The organism is Bradyrhizobium sp. CCBAU 65884 (assembly GCF_028128835.1).
Lineage (GTDB): Bacteria > Pseudomonadota > Alphaproteobacteria > Rhizobiales > Xanthobacteraceae > Bradyrhizobium > Bradyrhizobium ottawaense.
In genome coordinates this window covers 220,470-234,880 of record NZ_LBJU01000125.1, presented here as the reverse complement: position 1 = coordinate 234,880, position 14,411 = coordinate 220,470, and the positions used below count along the sequence as shown (strand labels likewise).

15 protein-coding genes are annotated in these 14,411 nt (G+C 64.5%); 10 read left to right on the top strand and 5 right to left on the bottom strand.

Going from position 1 to position 14,411, the window contains the following annotated elements; genetic code table 11:
* Window positions 1–89 precede the first annotated feature (89 nt).
* The 3 genes from XI03_RS27115 to XI03_RS27105 form a co-directional block, all read right to left on the bottom strand.
* Entirely contained in the window at window positions 90–872 is a 783-nt protein-coding gene (locus tag XI03_RS27115) for an alpha/beta fold hydrolase (protein ID WP_271593816.1), read from the bottom strand.
* A gap of 4 nt (window positions 873–876) precedes the next feature.
* Entirely contained in the window at window positions 877–2,172 is a 1,296-nt protein-coding gene (locus XI03_RS27110; protein WP_152102302.1) for an O-acetylhomoserine aminocarboxypropyltransferase, read from the bottom strand.
* A 315-nt stretch (window positions 2,173–2,487) separates the two neighbouring features.
* Complete coding sequence (locus XI03_RS27105) at window positions 2,488–3,279, bottom strand: IclR family transcriptional regulator (protein WP_028140756.1); 792 nt, start codon at window positions 3,277–3,279, stop codon at window positions 2,488–2,490.
* A 127-nt stretch (window positions 3,280–3,406) separates the two neighbouring features.
* Here XI03_RS27105 and XI03_RS27100 point away from each other — a divergent pair, with 127 nt between their 5' ends.
* Genes XI03_RS27100 through XI03_RS27075 form a run of 6 tightly spaced genes read left to right on the top strand, consistent with a single transcriptional unit; the run spans window position 3,407 to window position 8,013 of the window.
* Entirely contained in the window at window positions 3,407–4,372 is a 966-nt protein-coding gene (locus XI03_RS27100; RefSeq protein ID WP_271593815.1) for a Bug family tripartite tricarboxylate transporter substrate binding protein, read from the top strand.
* A 3-nt stretch (window positions 4,373–4,375) separates the two neighbouring features.
* Window positions 4,376–4,993, top strand: a complete 618-nt coding sequence (locus XI03_RS27095) for a flavin reductase family protein (protein WP_271593814.1) — start codon at window positions 4,376–4,378, stop codon at window positions 4,991–4,993.
* Window positions 4,994–5,037: 44 nt separating this feature from the next.
* The gene (locus tag XI03_RS27090; RefSeq protein ID WP_271593813.1) at window positions 5,038–5,898 is read left to right on the top strand and encodes a fumarylacetoacetate hydrolase family protein; all 861 of its coding nucleotides are present in this window, start codon (window positions 5,038–5,040) and stop codon (window positions 5,896–5,898) included.
* 3 nt (window positions 5,899–5,901) lie between these two features.
* Window positions 5,902–6,705 carry a 2-oxo-hept-4-ene-1,7-dioate hydratase gene (gene hpaH / locus XI03_RS27085; protein ID WP_038950672.1) on the top strand — a complete coding sequence of 268 codons (804 nt, stop codon included), beginning with the start codon at window positions 5,902–5,904 and terminating at the stop codon, window positions 6,703–6,705.
* Between the two features lie 25 nt (window positions 6,706–6,730).
* A complete protein-coding gene (locus XI03_RS27080; RefSeq protein WP_271593812.1) occupies window positions 6,731–7,126 on the top strand; it encodes a RidA family protein in 396 nt (131 codons plus the stop codon).
* A gap of 11 nt (window positions 7,127–7,137) precedes the next feature.
* A complete protein-coding gene (locus tag XI03_RS27075; RefSeq protein ID WP_271593811.1) occupies window positions 7,138–8,013 on the top strand; it encodes an amidohydrolase family protein in 876 nt (291 codons plus the stop codon).
* A 170-nt stretch (window positions 8,014–8,183) separates the two neighbouring features.
* On the opposite strand, the gene XI03_RS27070 is transcribed toward XI03_RS27075, so the two are convergent.
* Window positions 8,184–9,191: an LLM class flavin-dependent oxidoreductase gene (locus XI03_RS27070; RefSeq protein ID WP_271593810.1), complete on the bottom strand. Its 1,008-nt coding sequence runs from the start codon at window positions 9,189–9,191 to the stop codon at window positions 8,184–8,186.
* Between the two features lie 423 nt (window positions 9,192–9,614).
* Here XI03_RS27070 and XI03_RS27065 point away from each other — a divergent pair, with 423 nt between their 5' ends.
* From XI03_RS27065 to XI03_RS27055, 3 genes are all read left to right on the top strand, one after another.
* A complete protein-coding gene (locus XI03_RS27065; RefSeq protein ID WP_028140748.1) occupies window positions 9,615–10,103 on the top strand; it encodes a twin-arginine translocation pathway signal in 489 nt (162 codons plus the stop codon).
* A 12-nt stretch (window positions 10,104–10,115) separates the two neighbouring features.
* The gene (locus tag XI03_RS27060; RefSeq protein WP_028140747.1) at window positions 10,116–10,754 is read left to right on the top strand and encodes a ferric reductase-like transmembrane domain-containing protein; all 639 of its coding nucleotides are present in this window, start codon (window positions 10,116–10,118) and stop codon (window positions 10,752–10,754) included.
* A gap of 181 nt (window positions 10,755–10,935) precedes the next feature.
* Window positions 10,936–11,412, top strand: a complete 477-nt coding sequence (locus XI03_RS27055) for a cyclic nucleotide-binding domain-containing protein (protein ID WP_095426820.1) — start codon at window positions 10,936–10,938, stop codon at window positions 11,410–11,412.
* Window positions 11,413–12,359: 947 nt separating this feature from the next.
* Here the strand turns inward: XI03_RS27055 and XI03_RS27050 are convergent.
* On the bottom strand, window positions 12,360–12,710 hold the full coding sequence (locus XI03_RS27050; RefSeq protein WP_271593809.1) for a RidA family protein: 351 nt from the start codon (window positions 12,708–12,710) through the stop codon (window positions 12,360–12,362).
* A 290-nt stretch (window positions 12,711–13,000) separates the two neighbouring features.
* Here XI03_RS27050 and XI03_RS27045 point away from each other — a divergent pair, with 290 nt between their 5' ends.
* A complete protein-coding gene (locus tag XI03_RS27045; protein ID WP_271593808.1) occupies window positions 13,001–14,221 on the top strand; it encodes a tyrosine-type recombinase/integrase in 1,221 nt (406 codons plus the stop codon).
* The last annotated feature ends 190 nt before the right edge of the window (window positions 14,222–14,411 follow it).

The window sequence follows — 14,411 nt, the reverse complement described above, 5'->3', positions numbered from 1 at the left end:
GCATCCACGTTCTTTGTGTTGCAAGAAAGATCGTGGATGGCCGGGACAAGCCCGGCCATGACGCCGTGGAAGTTCTTGCGGCTGAACTCTCAGCCCTTCAGCGCCGCCAGCAATTCATCCGGCCGCTCGGCCATGATCATATGTCCGGCGCCCGGCACAACGACGGTCTTCGCATGCGGGATGGCGGCCGCTAGCGTCTTGCCCGCCTTCGCCGGGGTCATCATGTCGCGTTCGCCGAGAATCAATGTCGTCGGCACCTTCACGCTCGCGGCCGCGGCGAGCGCATTCGCATAGGCATTGCAGGCCGACAGATCCCTGAACAGCACGCCCGGCTCGCACGACTTCAGCACCGCCTGCGCGCCGCCATGCATCCACAGGCCCGGCGCGAGACTGCCGCCGAGTTCGGCGCTGAATCCGAGGCCCCAGATCGAGACCATGTCGTTGGCATCCTGCGAGTTGGCCTCGGCGGCCTTCAACAGATCCGGGCCGACCGTCATGGTCGCGGCGGTGCCGATCAGGCTCAGCGCGGAAACCTTGTCCGGGTGACGGGCCGCCGTCTCCAGCGAGATCAGCGATCCCATGGAATGGCCGATCAGATGCGCCTTCGCAGCTCCCGCCGCATCGAGCAGCGCCGCGGTCCAGTCGGCCATCTCGGCGATGCTGCCGAGCGAAGGCCCGCTAGAGCGGCCGTGGCCGGGCATATCAGGCGCCAGCACGGAAAAACCGTGATGGGCGAACCAGCGCGTATGCAGCGCCCAGGTCGAATGGTCGAAGCCGGCGCCGTGGATGAAGACGACCGCGGGCAGCGACTTGTCGAATTCGCGGCCGCCGGTTGCGGCAAACACATCAAGGCCGTTGACGGAGAGCTTCATGGTGTCAGACCTTCTGCGAGATGCGCAGCGCCTGCGCGAGATCGTCGATGATGTCGCCGGCGGTCTCGATGCCGACCGAGAGCCGCACGAGCTCTTCCCCGATGCCGGCCGCCTTGAGCTGTTCGGCGTCCATCTGCTGATGGGTGGTCGAGGCTGGGTGGATCACCAGCGTCTTGGCGTCGCCGACATTGGCGAGATGGCTGATCATGCGCAGGCTTTCGATGAACTTGCGGCCCGCGGGCCGCCCGCCCTTGATGCCGAAGGAGATGATCGAGCCGGCACCGCGCGGCAGCAGTTGCTTGGCGAGCTGATAGTCCGTGTGCGTCTCCAGCGAGGGATGCAGCACCCAGTCGACGGCCTTGTTGGACTTCAGGGCTTCCAGCACGAGGTGAGTGTTCTGCATGTGACGGTCCATGCGCACGCCCAGCGTCTCGACGCCCTGCAGAAGCTGGAACGCGTTGGTCGGCGACAGGCAGGCTCCGAAATCGCGCAAGCCTTCGGTGCGCGCACGCATGATGAAGGCCGCGGTGCCGAACTGCTCGTCGAAGACGATGCCGTGATAGCCGCCATAGGGCTCGGTCAGCACGCCGAACTTGCCCGATGCGCGCCAGTCGAAGCGGCCGCCGTCGACGATGGCGCCGCCGATCGCGATGCCGTGGCCGCCGATCCATTTGGTCGCCGAATGCATGACGATGTCGGCCCCGAGCTCGATGGGCCGGCTGAGATAGGGCGTGGCAAAGGTGTTGTCGATCAGCAGCGGAATTTTTGCGTCATGGGCGATCTGAGCGACCTTGGGAATGTCGAGCACTTCCAGCCCGGGATTGCCGATGGTCTCGCCGATCACGAGCTTGGTGTTGGGCCTGATCGCCGCGCGGAACGCATCGAGATCGCGCGGTTTCACGAAAGTGGTGGTGATGCCGAAGCGCGGCAGCGTGTGTGCCAGCAGGTTGATGGTGCCGCCATAGAGCGAGCTCGACGCCACGATGTGATCGCCGGCGCTCAGCAGCGTCGCGATCGCCAGATGCAGCGCGGCCATGCCGCTCGCAGTGCAGATCGCGCCGACGCCGCCCTCCAGCGCCGCCAGCCGCTCCTCCAGCACGCCCGTGGTCGGATTGGAGATGCGCGTATAGATGTGGCCGGCGCGCTCCAGGTTGAACAGTGCCGCGGCGTGGTCGGAATCCTGGAACACGTAGGACGTGGTCTGGTAGATCGGGACCGCGCGGGCTCCGGTCACGGGATCCGGATGCTGGCCCGCATGCAGGCTCAGGGTCTCGAAGGCAGGCGGTTTTGGCGCGGGCATGCGGGGGCCTCGTTGGTCGGTCGGCGGAGGGGGCGTTGTGCCATAAAAATGCGCGCGAAGTCAGCCCATTGACAGCGCCGTGTGATGACGCGCAGCGGTGACATGATTGAGGCGAGCTCTGTCCGCATCGCCGGTGCGCTCCCTCGCCCCGTTCTTACGGGGAGAGGGTTGGGGTGAGGGGCTCCATCCGCGATCTCGGTGGCAATCGGATTCGCGGAGGCTCCCCCTCACCCGGAATTCAAGCTTCGCTCGAATTCCGGCCTCTCCCCGCAAGCGGGGAGAGGCGAAGGACCACCGCCTGAGCGCTGGTTGTGATTACCCACCGATCGCCTGCTCGATACTCCGCGCCTCCCGTAACAAGATCTCCGCGACCTCCTGCTCGCGGCGGGGGCCGAGCCTCGTTCGAACGGCGGAGACGGTGATGGCCGCGGCCGGTCGCCCATCCGGGGTCTTGATCCAGGTCGAGATCGATTTCGTGCCCTGCACGAGGCCGATTTCCCTCAGGCCGTATCCGAGCCGTCGCGCGGCGGTGACCTCGCCGAGGACCGTCGCCACATCGGTCTTGTAAGCCTCGAACCGCTTCTCGTTCGCTGCGACGATCTTTCGCGCCTCCGGCGCCGGCATCGCGGCGAGGATGGCGACGCCGGCACTGGAGACGCCGAGCGGCCGGCGCGCGCCGACCTCGATCGACAGCACCTGGATCGGATAGATTCCGATCCTGCGATCGACGCACAGCGTGTCGTTGCCGGTGCGCACCGTCAGGAACATCGTGTCGCCGATTTCGGTGGAGGCACGTTGCAGCGATGGATTGGCGGCGATCAGCAGCCGCGACGGCCGCGGCCGTGCCAGCGCCAGCTCCGGCACCTGGTTGCCGATCGCGTAGCGGCCGGTCCGCTCGTGTCGCTCGACGATGCCTTCCTCGATCAGCACATGGATGATGCGGTGCACGGTCGGACGGGTGAGACCGGTCGCCCGGATCACCTCGGCCAATGGCACACCGTCCTCGCGACCCGCGGCAAGAATGCGTAGCACGGCGAGGGCGCGCCGGATCGCCTGCGCGCCCTGCCGCGGTGATATCGCGTTGCGGGCGATTCGCGTCTTGTCCATAATATGGACAAGAACGCCACAATTCACTCGACAGGACAAGCGCGCATCTGGAGATTGCGCCCCGATCGAGCTGCCGTGCGCATCGCCGCACGCGACATGGAATTGGAAGCGCTGCCGGGAGGTTAACATGAGATTAATCTGGATTGCCATAGCTGCCGCCACCGCGATGCTGGCAGGGCCCGCGTCGGGCCAGCAATGGCCGGCCCGCAGCGTCAAGCTGATCGTGCCTTATCCGGCCGGCGGCAATGTCGACAGCGCCGCGCGCATCGTCGCCGACAAGCTTCAGGAAAAGCTCGGCCAGCCCTTCATCATCGAGAACAAGGCCGGCGCCGGCGGCATGATCGCGGGCGAGGCGTTCGCGAAATCCGCGCCCGACGGCTACACGCTGTTCGTCGGCGCCAACGGCCCGGTGCTGTTCGCAACCGAGATCAACAAGCGCGAAGCCTATAATTGGAAGAAGGACTTCATGCCGATCTCGACCATCTCGATGACACCGCTGGTGCTCGAGGTGCATCCGTCGGTGCAGGCGAACACTTTCAAGGAATTCATCGAGCTCGCCAAACGCGAGCCCGGCAAGTTGACGATGGCCTCGCCCGGCCCGGGCACCACCAACCATCTGCTCAGCGAGCTGATGCAGTCGAACCTCGAGCTGCAATGGGTCACCGCGCATTATCGCGGCAATGCGCCGGCGATCAACGATCTGCTCGGCGGCCAGGTGCAGTTCGCGTTCGACCAGCTCACGGTCAGCCTCCAGCACATCAAGGCCGGCCTGTTTCGCGCGCTCGCCGTCACCAGCCCGCACCGGCTGAAATCGCTGCCCGACGTGCCGACCTTCGCCGAGCTCGGCTACAAGGACTTTGACGGCCAGACCTTCACCGGCCTGTTCGCTCCATCAGGCACGCCGGCGCCCGTCATCGACAAGCTGCACGAGACGCTGGTCGCGATCCTGAAGGACCCTGCCGTAGTCGACAAATTCGAAAAGCTCGGCGGCGAAGCCACGCCGATGACGCCGGACGAGTTCAAGGCCTACCTCGAGCGCGAGGACGCCAAGTGGATTCCGGTGGTGCGCAAGGCCAACATCAGGGCGGATTGATCGATGCGGATCGATCCCACCGAGCTCGGCGCCGAGCGCATCTACCGCCTGATGACCGGCATCGTGGTGCCTCGTCCGATCGCCTGGGTGACCAGCCTGTCAGCCACGGGCGTGCTTAACCTCGCGCCGTTCAGCGCCTTCACCTTCGTCTCGCAGAAGCCGCCGATGCTCGCCATCAGCGTCGGCCGCAAGGGCGCGGACTACAAGGACACCGCGCACAACATCCTCGATACCGAGGAATACGTCATCCACATCGCCGATACGCCGCTGATGTCGGCGGTGCACGACTCATCGGTCGAGCATCCGCCTGAAATCAGTGAGGTCGAGCATCTCGGCCTGGAGACGATTCCGAGCGAGCGCATCAAGGTGCCGCGGCTTGCCGCCGCGCCGGTCGCGATGGAATGCCGCTTCCGCCAGTGCCTCGAGTTCGGCGAGGCCAAGAGCCGGCTGATCGTCGGTGAGGTCGTGATGTTCCATTTGCGCGACGGCCTCGTGAACGACGGCAAGGTCGAGGCCAAGGCGCTCGACCCGATCGCGCGCATCGGCGGTCCCCGTTACGCCCGCCTCGGCGAGATCGTGACGCTGAACACCGTATTTCAGACGCCCAAATCGAAAGACTGAGCGCGCCGCCAGCCGCGCTGCCCGATACAAATTGGAGAACGACCATGCGACTCCTGAGCTATCTCGTGGACGGAGAGCCGCGCTACGGCGCGGCCGTCGCTGACGGCGTGATCGATCTGACCAGGCGGATCGGCCGCGACTTCTCCGACGTGAAGGCGCTGATCGCGGCCAACGCGCTGTCCGATGCGCAGGAAGCGATCGCGGGCGCGACGCCGGACTATGCGCTCGACGATCTCGTCCTGCTGCCGCCCGTGCTGGCGCCGGAAAAGCTCTGGTGCATCGGCGTCAACTACGCCGAGCGCAACGCCGAGTACAAGGACAATTCGGACCTGCCAAAATATCCCAGCCTGTTCGTGCGCAGCATGTCGTCGATATCAGGCTCCGGTCAGCCGCTCGAGAAGCCCAAGGTTTCGGATCAGCTCGACTATGAAGGCGAGCTCGTCATCGTGATCGGGCAGGGCGGCCGTCACATTCCGCGCGAGAAGGCGTGGGGGCACATCTTCGGCATGACGCTGTGCAACGAGGGCACGATTCGCGACTGGCTGCGGCACGGCAAGTTCAACGTCACGCAAGGCAAGAATTTCGACCGCTCCGGCAGCATCGGCCCGTGGATCGTCACGTCGGACGAGCTCGACCCGCGCGGCCCGCATGACATCACCACGCGCGTCAATGGCGAGGTGCGGCAGCAGGACACCACCGAGCGGCTGATGTTCCCGTTCGATTATCTGATCTCCTATCTCTCGACCTTCGCGACGCTGAAGCCCGGCGACATGATCGTGACCGGCACGCCGACGGGGGCAGGCGTTCGCTTCGATCCGCCGCGCTGGCTGAAGGTTGGCGACGTCGTCGAGGTCGAGTCCAGCCGCATCGGCGTGCTGCGCAACACCGTCGCGGCGGAGCAGTAGACCATGCTCGATGCCGCCACGATCGAACGGCTTGCCGCGCGCCTGGATGAAGCCGAGCGCACCAAGACGCTGATCCCGATGTTCACGAAGGACTATCCCGACTTCAGCATCGAGGATGCCTACGCCGTCCAGCGCAGCTGGACAAAACTGCAGCTCGGCCGCGGCCGGGTCATCAAGGGCCACAAGATCGGCCTGACCTCGAAGGCGATGCAGAATGCGGTCGGCATCAGCGAGCCGGATTACGGCGTGCTGTTCGCCGACATGTTCTATGCCGACGCCACGCCGATTCCGTTCGATCGCTTCCACGCGCCGCGGATCGAGGTCGAGCTCGCCTTCGTGCTGAAGGCGCCGCTGCGCGGTCCCGACTGCACCATCTTCGACGTGCTCAACGCCACCGACTACGTCACGCCGGCGCTGGAGATTCTTGAAACGCGCATGCACCGCGTCGATCCCGAGACCGGCAAGACGCGAAAGGTCATGGACACGATCTCGGACAACGCGGCGAATGCGGCGCTGGTGCTCGGCGGCCGGCCGTTCCGCCCGCTCGATGCGGATCTGCGCTGGATCGGCGCGCTTCTGTTCCGCAACGGCGAGGTCGAGGAAACCGGGCTTGCTGCCGGCGTGCTCAATCACCCCGCCAACGGCATCGCCTGGCTCGCCAACCGCCTCGCGCCGCATGACGAGCATCTCAAGGCCGGCGAAGTCGTGCTGGCGGGCTCGTTCACGCGCCCTGTCGACATCCGCCGCGGCGACACCTTCCATGCCGATTACGGTCCGTTCGGCTCGGTGTCGTGCCAGTTCGTCTGAAGCAATAACAAAGAGGAAGCGCACCATGAGTGGTCACACACGGCGCAAGAGCATCCACATCGGCGGCTTCAAGCACGTCAATCCGATTCCGAACGCCTGCCGCATCGGCAATCTCGTGATGTCCGGCGTCATCCTCGGCCGCGATCCCGCGACCAACGCGATGCCCGAGAGCCTGGATGCCCAATGCGCCAACATGTTCGCGCATATGAAGGCGATCGTGGAAGCCGCCGGCGGCAGCACCGACGACATCATCAAGATGACGGTGTGGCTGAAGGACCGCGGCAACCGCGGGCCCATCAATGTCGAATGGCTCAAGATGTTTCCGGACGAGCATTCCCGCCCGGCACGTCACGCGCTGCCGATGGACAATATGGACGGCGGCGCGCTGGTGCAGTGCGACTTCACCGCCGTGATCGACTGAAGGAGCATCGCATGCCGACCTATCTGCCGTTCGATCCCAATCCGCGCCGCCCGGTCAAGGCCCCGCCGCCAAAGACCGTCGACAGCCAGTTTCATGTGCTGGGGCCCATCGACAAATATCCGGAGCGCCCCGGTGCGGCCTATCGGATGCCGACTGCGACCTGGGAGGCTGCGCTGCGCGTGCACAAGACGCTCGGCATCGAGCGCGGCATCATCGTGCAGACCACGACCTACGGCGCCGACCACGCCGTCGTGCTCGACGGGCTCAAAGCGATGGGTCCGAACTATCGCGGCTGCGCCAACGCGCTGGTGTTCGCGGAGGCGAACGACGCCTATCTCGCCAGGCTGCATGACGCCGGCGTGCGCGGCGCGCGCTTCAGCTTCCGCCAGGAGCTCGGCGCCGTGCTGTCGGATGCCGATTTCGCCCGCGCGATTGCGCGCATCCGCGAGCTCGGCTGGTACGTCAAGATCCAGCCGGAGAAGGACGGCATCATGTCGAGCGTCGCCAAATACGAGAATCTCGACGTCCCCGTGCTGATCGATCACATGGCGCGCCCTGATCCCGAGGCCGGCAAGAACGATCCGAACCTGCGCAAGATGCTGGAGCTGCTCGAGAAGGGCAACTTCTGGGTCATGCTGTCGCTCGGCGAGAAGACCTCGAAAGCCGGCGCTCCTTACGACGACGTGATCCCGATCGCGCGCGCCTATATCGAGGCCGCCGTCGACCGCTGCGTCTGGGCCAGCGACTGGCCGCACCCGGTCTCCGTGAAGCAGCCGCCCAACGACGCCGATCTGCTCGAGCTGATGTACCGCTACGCGCCCGACCAGACGGAGCTGGAGAAGATTCTCGTCCACAATCCGGCAAAGCTGTTCGGCTTTCCGGACTAGAGGGTTCGAGGCTCACTGCGAACGCAGTGCGCTCCCTCTCCCGCTTGCGGGAGAGGGTCGGGGTGAGGGCTCTGTCCTCTCGGGGTTGTCCCCTTGCGGATACAACCCTCTCCCCAGCCCTCCCCCGCAAGCGGGGGAGGGAGTGCACCTCCGTCGGCGCTCGATCGCGCTCACGCCGCCGGCTGTTGCGCCAGCCGATCGCGCACCTGCGCCGCGATCTCGAACGAGCGCAGCCGCGCGGTGTGGTCGTAGATCTGCCCGGTGGTGATCAGCTCGTCCGCGCCGGTATCAGTGATCAGCGCCTTCAGCTTCGCTTCCACCACATCAGGCGAGCCGACCGCGGAGCAGGACAGCGATTGGCCGACCATGGCCTTTTCCGCCGGCGACCACAGCGCATCCATGTCGTCCACAGGCGGCGGCAGCGGGCCGGGCGTGCCGCGGCGCAAATTGATGAACTGCTGCTGCAGCGAGGAGAACATCCGCTGCGCCTCCGCGTCGCTCTCGGCGGCGAACACGTTGACGCCGACCATCGCATAGGGCTTGTCGAGCTGCGCCGATGGCTCGAAGCGTGCGCGATATTCGCGCAGCGCCGGCATCATCATCTGTGGCGCGAAATGCGAGGCGAACGCGAACGGCAGCCCGAGCATCGCGGCAAGCTGCGCGCCAAAGGTGCTCGATCCCAAAATCCACAGCGGCACCTTGGTCCCCATGCCGGGCACGGCACGGATCGCCTGGTTCGGCTGCACATCGCCAAGCAGCGCCTGCAACTCCAGCACGTCATGCGGAAAATTCTCGGACGCGGCGGCAAGGTCGCGCCGCATCGCCCGCGCGGTGAACTGGTCGGTGCCCGGCGCGCGCCCGAGCCCGAGGTCGATCCGCCCGGGATAGAGCGATTCCAGCGTGCCGAACTGCTCGGCGATGACCAGCGGCGAATGGTTCGGCAGCATGACGCCGCCGGAGCCGACGCGGATCGTCTTCGTTCCGCCCGCGATATGCCCGATCACCACCGACGTCGCCGCGCTGGCGATGCCCGTCATGTTGTGATGCTCGGCGAGCCAGAACCGCTTGAAGCCCCAGCCTTCCGCGTGCCGGGCGAGATCCAGCGAGTTGCGGAACGCCTGCGCGGCGTCGCCGCCCTGGCAAATCGGCGCGAGGTCGAGCACGGAGAAGGGGATCATGGGGAGGGTACCGGTGGGAAGAAGCTGTGCCACCACATGTAGTGTCCGTGGGCAGGAAGGGTAGAGCACTCGCGAAACCCAACATCCTTCGCCGTCGAACGAGCCAGATGGGTTTCGCTCCGCTTGACGCATTCTGCGAAGCTGTTCGAGCGGCCGCGCGCTCGTTCACAACACTGTTATTGCGACCCGTTGCGCCCTTCGCCGCAACTGGGCGTTTCAGGCCTGGTGTTGTATGTTTTGCGCAGCCATTGCCCGGTAGTCGCGTGTCCCGGACGCGGTGCAGCGTGAAACGCTGCTCCGCAGAGCCGGAACCGATCTGGCTAGGCCCGGCTCTGCAGCTCATCACTGCGTGCTGCACCGCGTCCGGGGCACGAGAAATCATCGCACGGCGCGCGATCGCGCCGACCGCCCGGAGGAACTGACATGACCACGGTCGTATTCAATCGCCGCAATCTCCTCGTCGCCGGTGGCTCCGTTTTGGCGGCCGGCGCATCCGGCCTCCTGCTGCCGGCCCGTGCGGCAGGCCTCGCGCCGACCGAAACGATGTCGGGCGGCGCCAACAACTACCGCAAGGGTGCGGCGATCGTGGATCGGATCGGCAAGGGTGGTTTCTGGATGAGCGGCACCGTGCGCCGCGCCGGCGACGGCGCTCCGCTCGCGGGGCAGCGTATCCAGATCTGGGCGCACACGACCGAAGGCCAGGAGCACGAGCCGCAGAGCCACGGCGCCACGCTCACCGACAAGGACGGCAAGTTCCGGCTCGAGATGCCGCAGATCATTCCGATCTTCGGCCAGCCGCATGGTCACCTCGCCTATGACAGCGGCGAATTCAAAACCGTCTTTCTGCGGCCGGTGATGCGCAGCGCCAAGGAAACCAGCCTCGAGGCGCACTTCGTCCTGCAGCCGGCCTGATCGGGCCAGCGAATGACGGGGTGGAGATCGGCCCGGGCGATCCTGATCTGGGTTGCCCTCGCGCTGGCCATCGGCGTGCCGATCGCTGCCGCTGCGACAAGCGAGCAGCTCGCATGGCGCGGTCCGGTCTACATCCTCGCCGGCTTCGCCGGGATCATCGCGCTCGGTCTCGTGCTGGTTCAGCCTCTGCTGATCGGCGGATATCTGCCTCCACTGTCGGCCTATCGCGGACGGCGTGCCCATCACTGGATCGGCGGCGCACTGGCCTTCGCGGTGCTGATCCACGTCGCCGGCCTCTGGATCACCAGTCCGCCCGACATGATCGACGCGCTGACCTTCTCATCGCCGACGCCATTCTCGCCCTTCGGCGTGACCGCGATGTGGGCCATCTTCATCGTTGCGCTGCTGGCGTCCCTGCGCCGGCGGTTGGAGCTGCGACCGCGCACCTGGCGCATCATTCATATTCCCCTCGCGATCGTCATCGTCGCGGGCAGCGTGGTCCATTGCCTCCTGATCGAGGGAACGATGGAGACGATCTCAAAGGCCGTGCTGTGCGCGGCCATCCTCGCGGCGACGATCAAAGCCATGATCGACCTGCAGGTGTGGCGAAAGCGAAGGGAACTGCGCGGGGAGAGCGCTGCGCGGCAGTGAGCGGCGATTTGCGAGGCATTGCGAGGAGCTCGCGATAAAATTGCGAAGCAATTTTGCGCCGATGCGACCAAGCAATCCAGACTGTCGCTGCGGACCGATTCTGGATTGCTTCGCTAGACTCGCAATGACGGAACACGCCGCTCTGCTTGCCGCAGATAGCGGTGGGGCGTATCCTAGCGCAATGGTTGTCACGGCCCCCGATCTGGAAGCGTTCCTGCTCGCGACGCCGTTCTTCGGCGGCCTTCCGGAGCCAGGTCTCGACCTGCTGATGTCGATGCTGGTCGAGCGCCGCTTCGACGCGGGCGCAACCGTCGTGGCGGAGGGCGAGCCGGGCCGCTCGCTGTTCATCGTCAAATCCGGCCGGCTCGCGGTGAGCAAACGGACGAATGCGGGGAGCGTCATCCCGATTTCCGTGCTGGAGCGCGGCGACTTCTTCGGTGAGATGACGCTGATCGAAATGCAAAACCGCTCGGCAACGGTTGTCGCGGAGGCACCGACGGTGCTGTACGAGCTGACCGCCCAAAATCTCTACGCCTGCTACAAGGCCGACATCCACGCCTATGTGATCGTGCTGCAGAACATCAACCGCGAACTGTGTCGACGGCTGCGTCGGGCAGATGATCGGTTTGCGAGGCGTGCTGCGGGTAACGACAATTGATCGTGCGTAGGATGAGTAGAGCCCTTGCGAAACCCATCATGTTTCGTCACCGCCTCGAAAGGACTTGATGGGTTTCGCTTCCGCCTTCGCTCATTGAGCCACGGCGCCGGCTACAGCAACGCCATCGCGTGCAGCGAGTTTCTATGAAAGCCGAAGGCAACGATGCCGGAGAGAAGCAACGCAATCCCAGTCACGATCAGGCAACACGCAAACACTATCCAAGCCTCTGGTTCGTCATCCACGGCAAACACGATAATAGATAAAACTTTACCGACAATCGAAAGGAAGGATTAACCTTACCTGCGCGCCCAATCGCGACCCGTCGGGCAAAACACCCCAGACCCCGTCAACCCCTCCTCGCAAAAATATTCCACTTTACCGAAATTCGGATTCGCGGCATATTCCCGCCATCCCGGCCCGATGGAGAGGGGCGATCGTACGTCGCAACGAACGTGGGCTGGGGTGCGGTGGACGCGGCTGCGTCGGGCACGGGAAGGCGGGACCAGGGCGGGTGAACCTCGTGAGGTCCTTCTCCGTGTGACGAACGGCGCTGCTGCGTACGGCTAAACCATGTGGTCCTGGCTGTCGTTGCTACAGCCAAGCTTTCGCGAAGATGCATCGGCCAACCGGACGCGGTGCGTCGGTTTTCGCGAGGTGACGGAGGCCAGAGGGAACTCGGCTCCGGGGAGAGCAGGCATAGGCCGTCAACCCATCGCGCAGGGAAGGCCGGGTGTTTTCCGGCCCACCTGTTTTCCGCCTGCGCATTTGCGTGTGCAAATTCTTCGCGCAGCGGGTCATGGGTGCCAGCCGGCACCCGGTCTTCCCTGCGCCCTCTTCAAGGAAGAGGGTCAAGGAATACAGCAAAACTCGGACGCTTCGCGCCGCGAGAACGTTGCTTGATGTGCGAACACTGGAATGACCGAGCGCTCTCGCCTCGCCCGTGTAGATCAGCGGCGGGCGGCGATCGCCGTCAGCTCCAGCCTGACGCCCGGGCCGAGATCCGCAACGCCAATGGCCGCACGCGCTGGCAGATTGTCGGCAATGAAATAGCGCTTCCACACCTGATTGAACGCCGCCTTGTCGGCGAGATCAGCCATAAAGATCGTCACCTGCAGAACGCAGGAGAGATCGGAGCCGGCCCCATCGAGCAGAGTCTTCAACTGGCGCAGCACATCGTCGGCCTGGCCCGCCATATCGAGCCCCGCATTTTCAGGGACGATGCCGCCGAGATAAAGCACGCCATTATGCTCGACGATTTCGTGGAGCAGTCCTTCATAGGGCAGGGAACGTGTGATCACGATCGCATCCGTGGGTGTTGCGGGCTCGCTGCCAAATGGGGCTGCCAAGTGGGGCTACCAAGTGGAGGGCTCGCTTCAATGGGGAAAAATGGTGCTGCCAGACAGGATTGAACTGTCGACCTCTCCATTACCAAAAGTGTGCTTGATCTACTAGTGATTCCGCGCAAGCCCGCGCATCTCCGAAAGCGCTGGGCAATCAGTGACTTCCGTGAGACACTAGCCCGACGTAGCCCGCTTGAGCCCGCAATTGCGTGATTCCGGGGTGCTTCCGGCGGATAGGGGCAAAGAAAATGCAGAACCGCGTGAATCTCACGGAAGAGCGCATCAAGGCGCTCAAGCCAGAAGAGGGCCGGGAAGTCGTTCTTTGGGACTCTGAGGTTCGCGGTTTCGGCGTGCGCTGTTGGCCATCTGGTCGAAAGATTTTCATTTTGCTGTACCGAGCCGGCGGCGGTGGACGAAAGGCGCCTCAACGGCGCATGACGCTGGGTGAGGTCGGCTCCGTGCGATTGGCCGATGCCAGAACGGCGGCGCGCAAGTTTGCCGGCCAGATTGCGGGCGGCCTCGACCCCCAAAGTCAACGTAAAGAGGCCTTGCGCCGCGATGCGGCGCGCCTGGACCGGGCCATCGATGCATACGAAGAGCATCTTAAAGGCCGGCATGTCGTCAACACCGTGCACATAATCTCGCTTCTCCGGCGCGAGCTCCTAGGACCGCTGGGGAAGGTTGACGTCCAGACGATAGATAGACAATCCGTTGCGAACCAGGTTGCCAAGCTCGAGGAGCGAAAGAAGCCCGGGGCCGCGCAAGATCTTCGTTCCAAAGCCGCGACGTTCCTGAACTGGTGCGTCAATCGGGGCCTGCTGCACGCAAACCCGCTGGCCGGGTGGCGCCGCGATCGCAAGACGCGAGCTCAGTTCACGTCGCGGACCGGTCGGGCGATTCCCGAGGCCGAGCTCAAACATATCTGGCGAGGCTGTAGCGCGGTTTCGGCGCCGTACGGTGACTATGTGCGGATCCTGTTGCTGTTGGGCCAGAGGCGGAAAGAAACCGCCTTGATGAGGAGATCCGACGTCGACTTCGTCAAAGGCGTGTGGACCATTCCAGGCCCCCAAACTAAAAACGGTCGAGAGCATCGCGTCCCGCTACCGCCGTTCGCCATGGCGATTCTGCAGCGTCAAAAGAAGTGGGCGAAGAGCGACTACGTTTTTGCGGGCGCCGGCGGCAAGCGCATGACGGGCTGGTCAAAAAGGCAGCCCGACCTAGTCAAAAAGTGCGGGGTGCCGTTTCATCTGCACGATTGCCGGCGCACTTTCCGATCGGGACTTTCCGCCGCCGGCGTAGAGGAGGAGGTCGCTGAAATGATGCTCAACCACACGCGCGAAGAGCTCTTAGAAACATACGATCGCGAACCGCGATGGAAAGAGCGCGTCGATGCGGCAGACCGCTGGGCCAAATACGTCGCGCGAGTTGTTGACGACGCGATGGTCACAGATCTCGCCGCGAGTGCGTGACGTTGAATTCCACGCTCGGGCGCTGAATTCCGAGTTCAAAAGTCCCCTTGTCGATCGTGTTTTGTCGATATTGTCGATTTTAGCGAGGTGACGTTTTCAACATCGCAGGGGATATTCCCGCCATATCACCTCTTTAGGAGAAACTGGCCCCATGGATGCGACAAATGACCCCCGCTTCTGATCCCGTCAC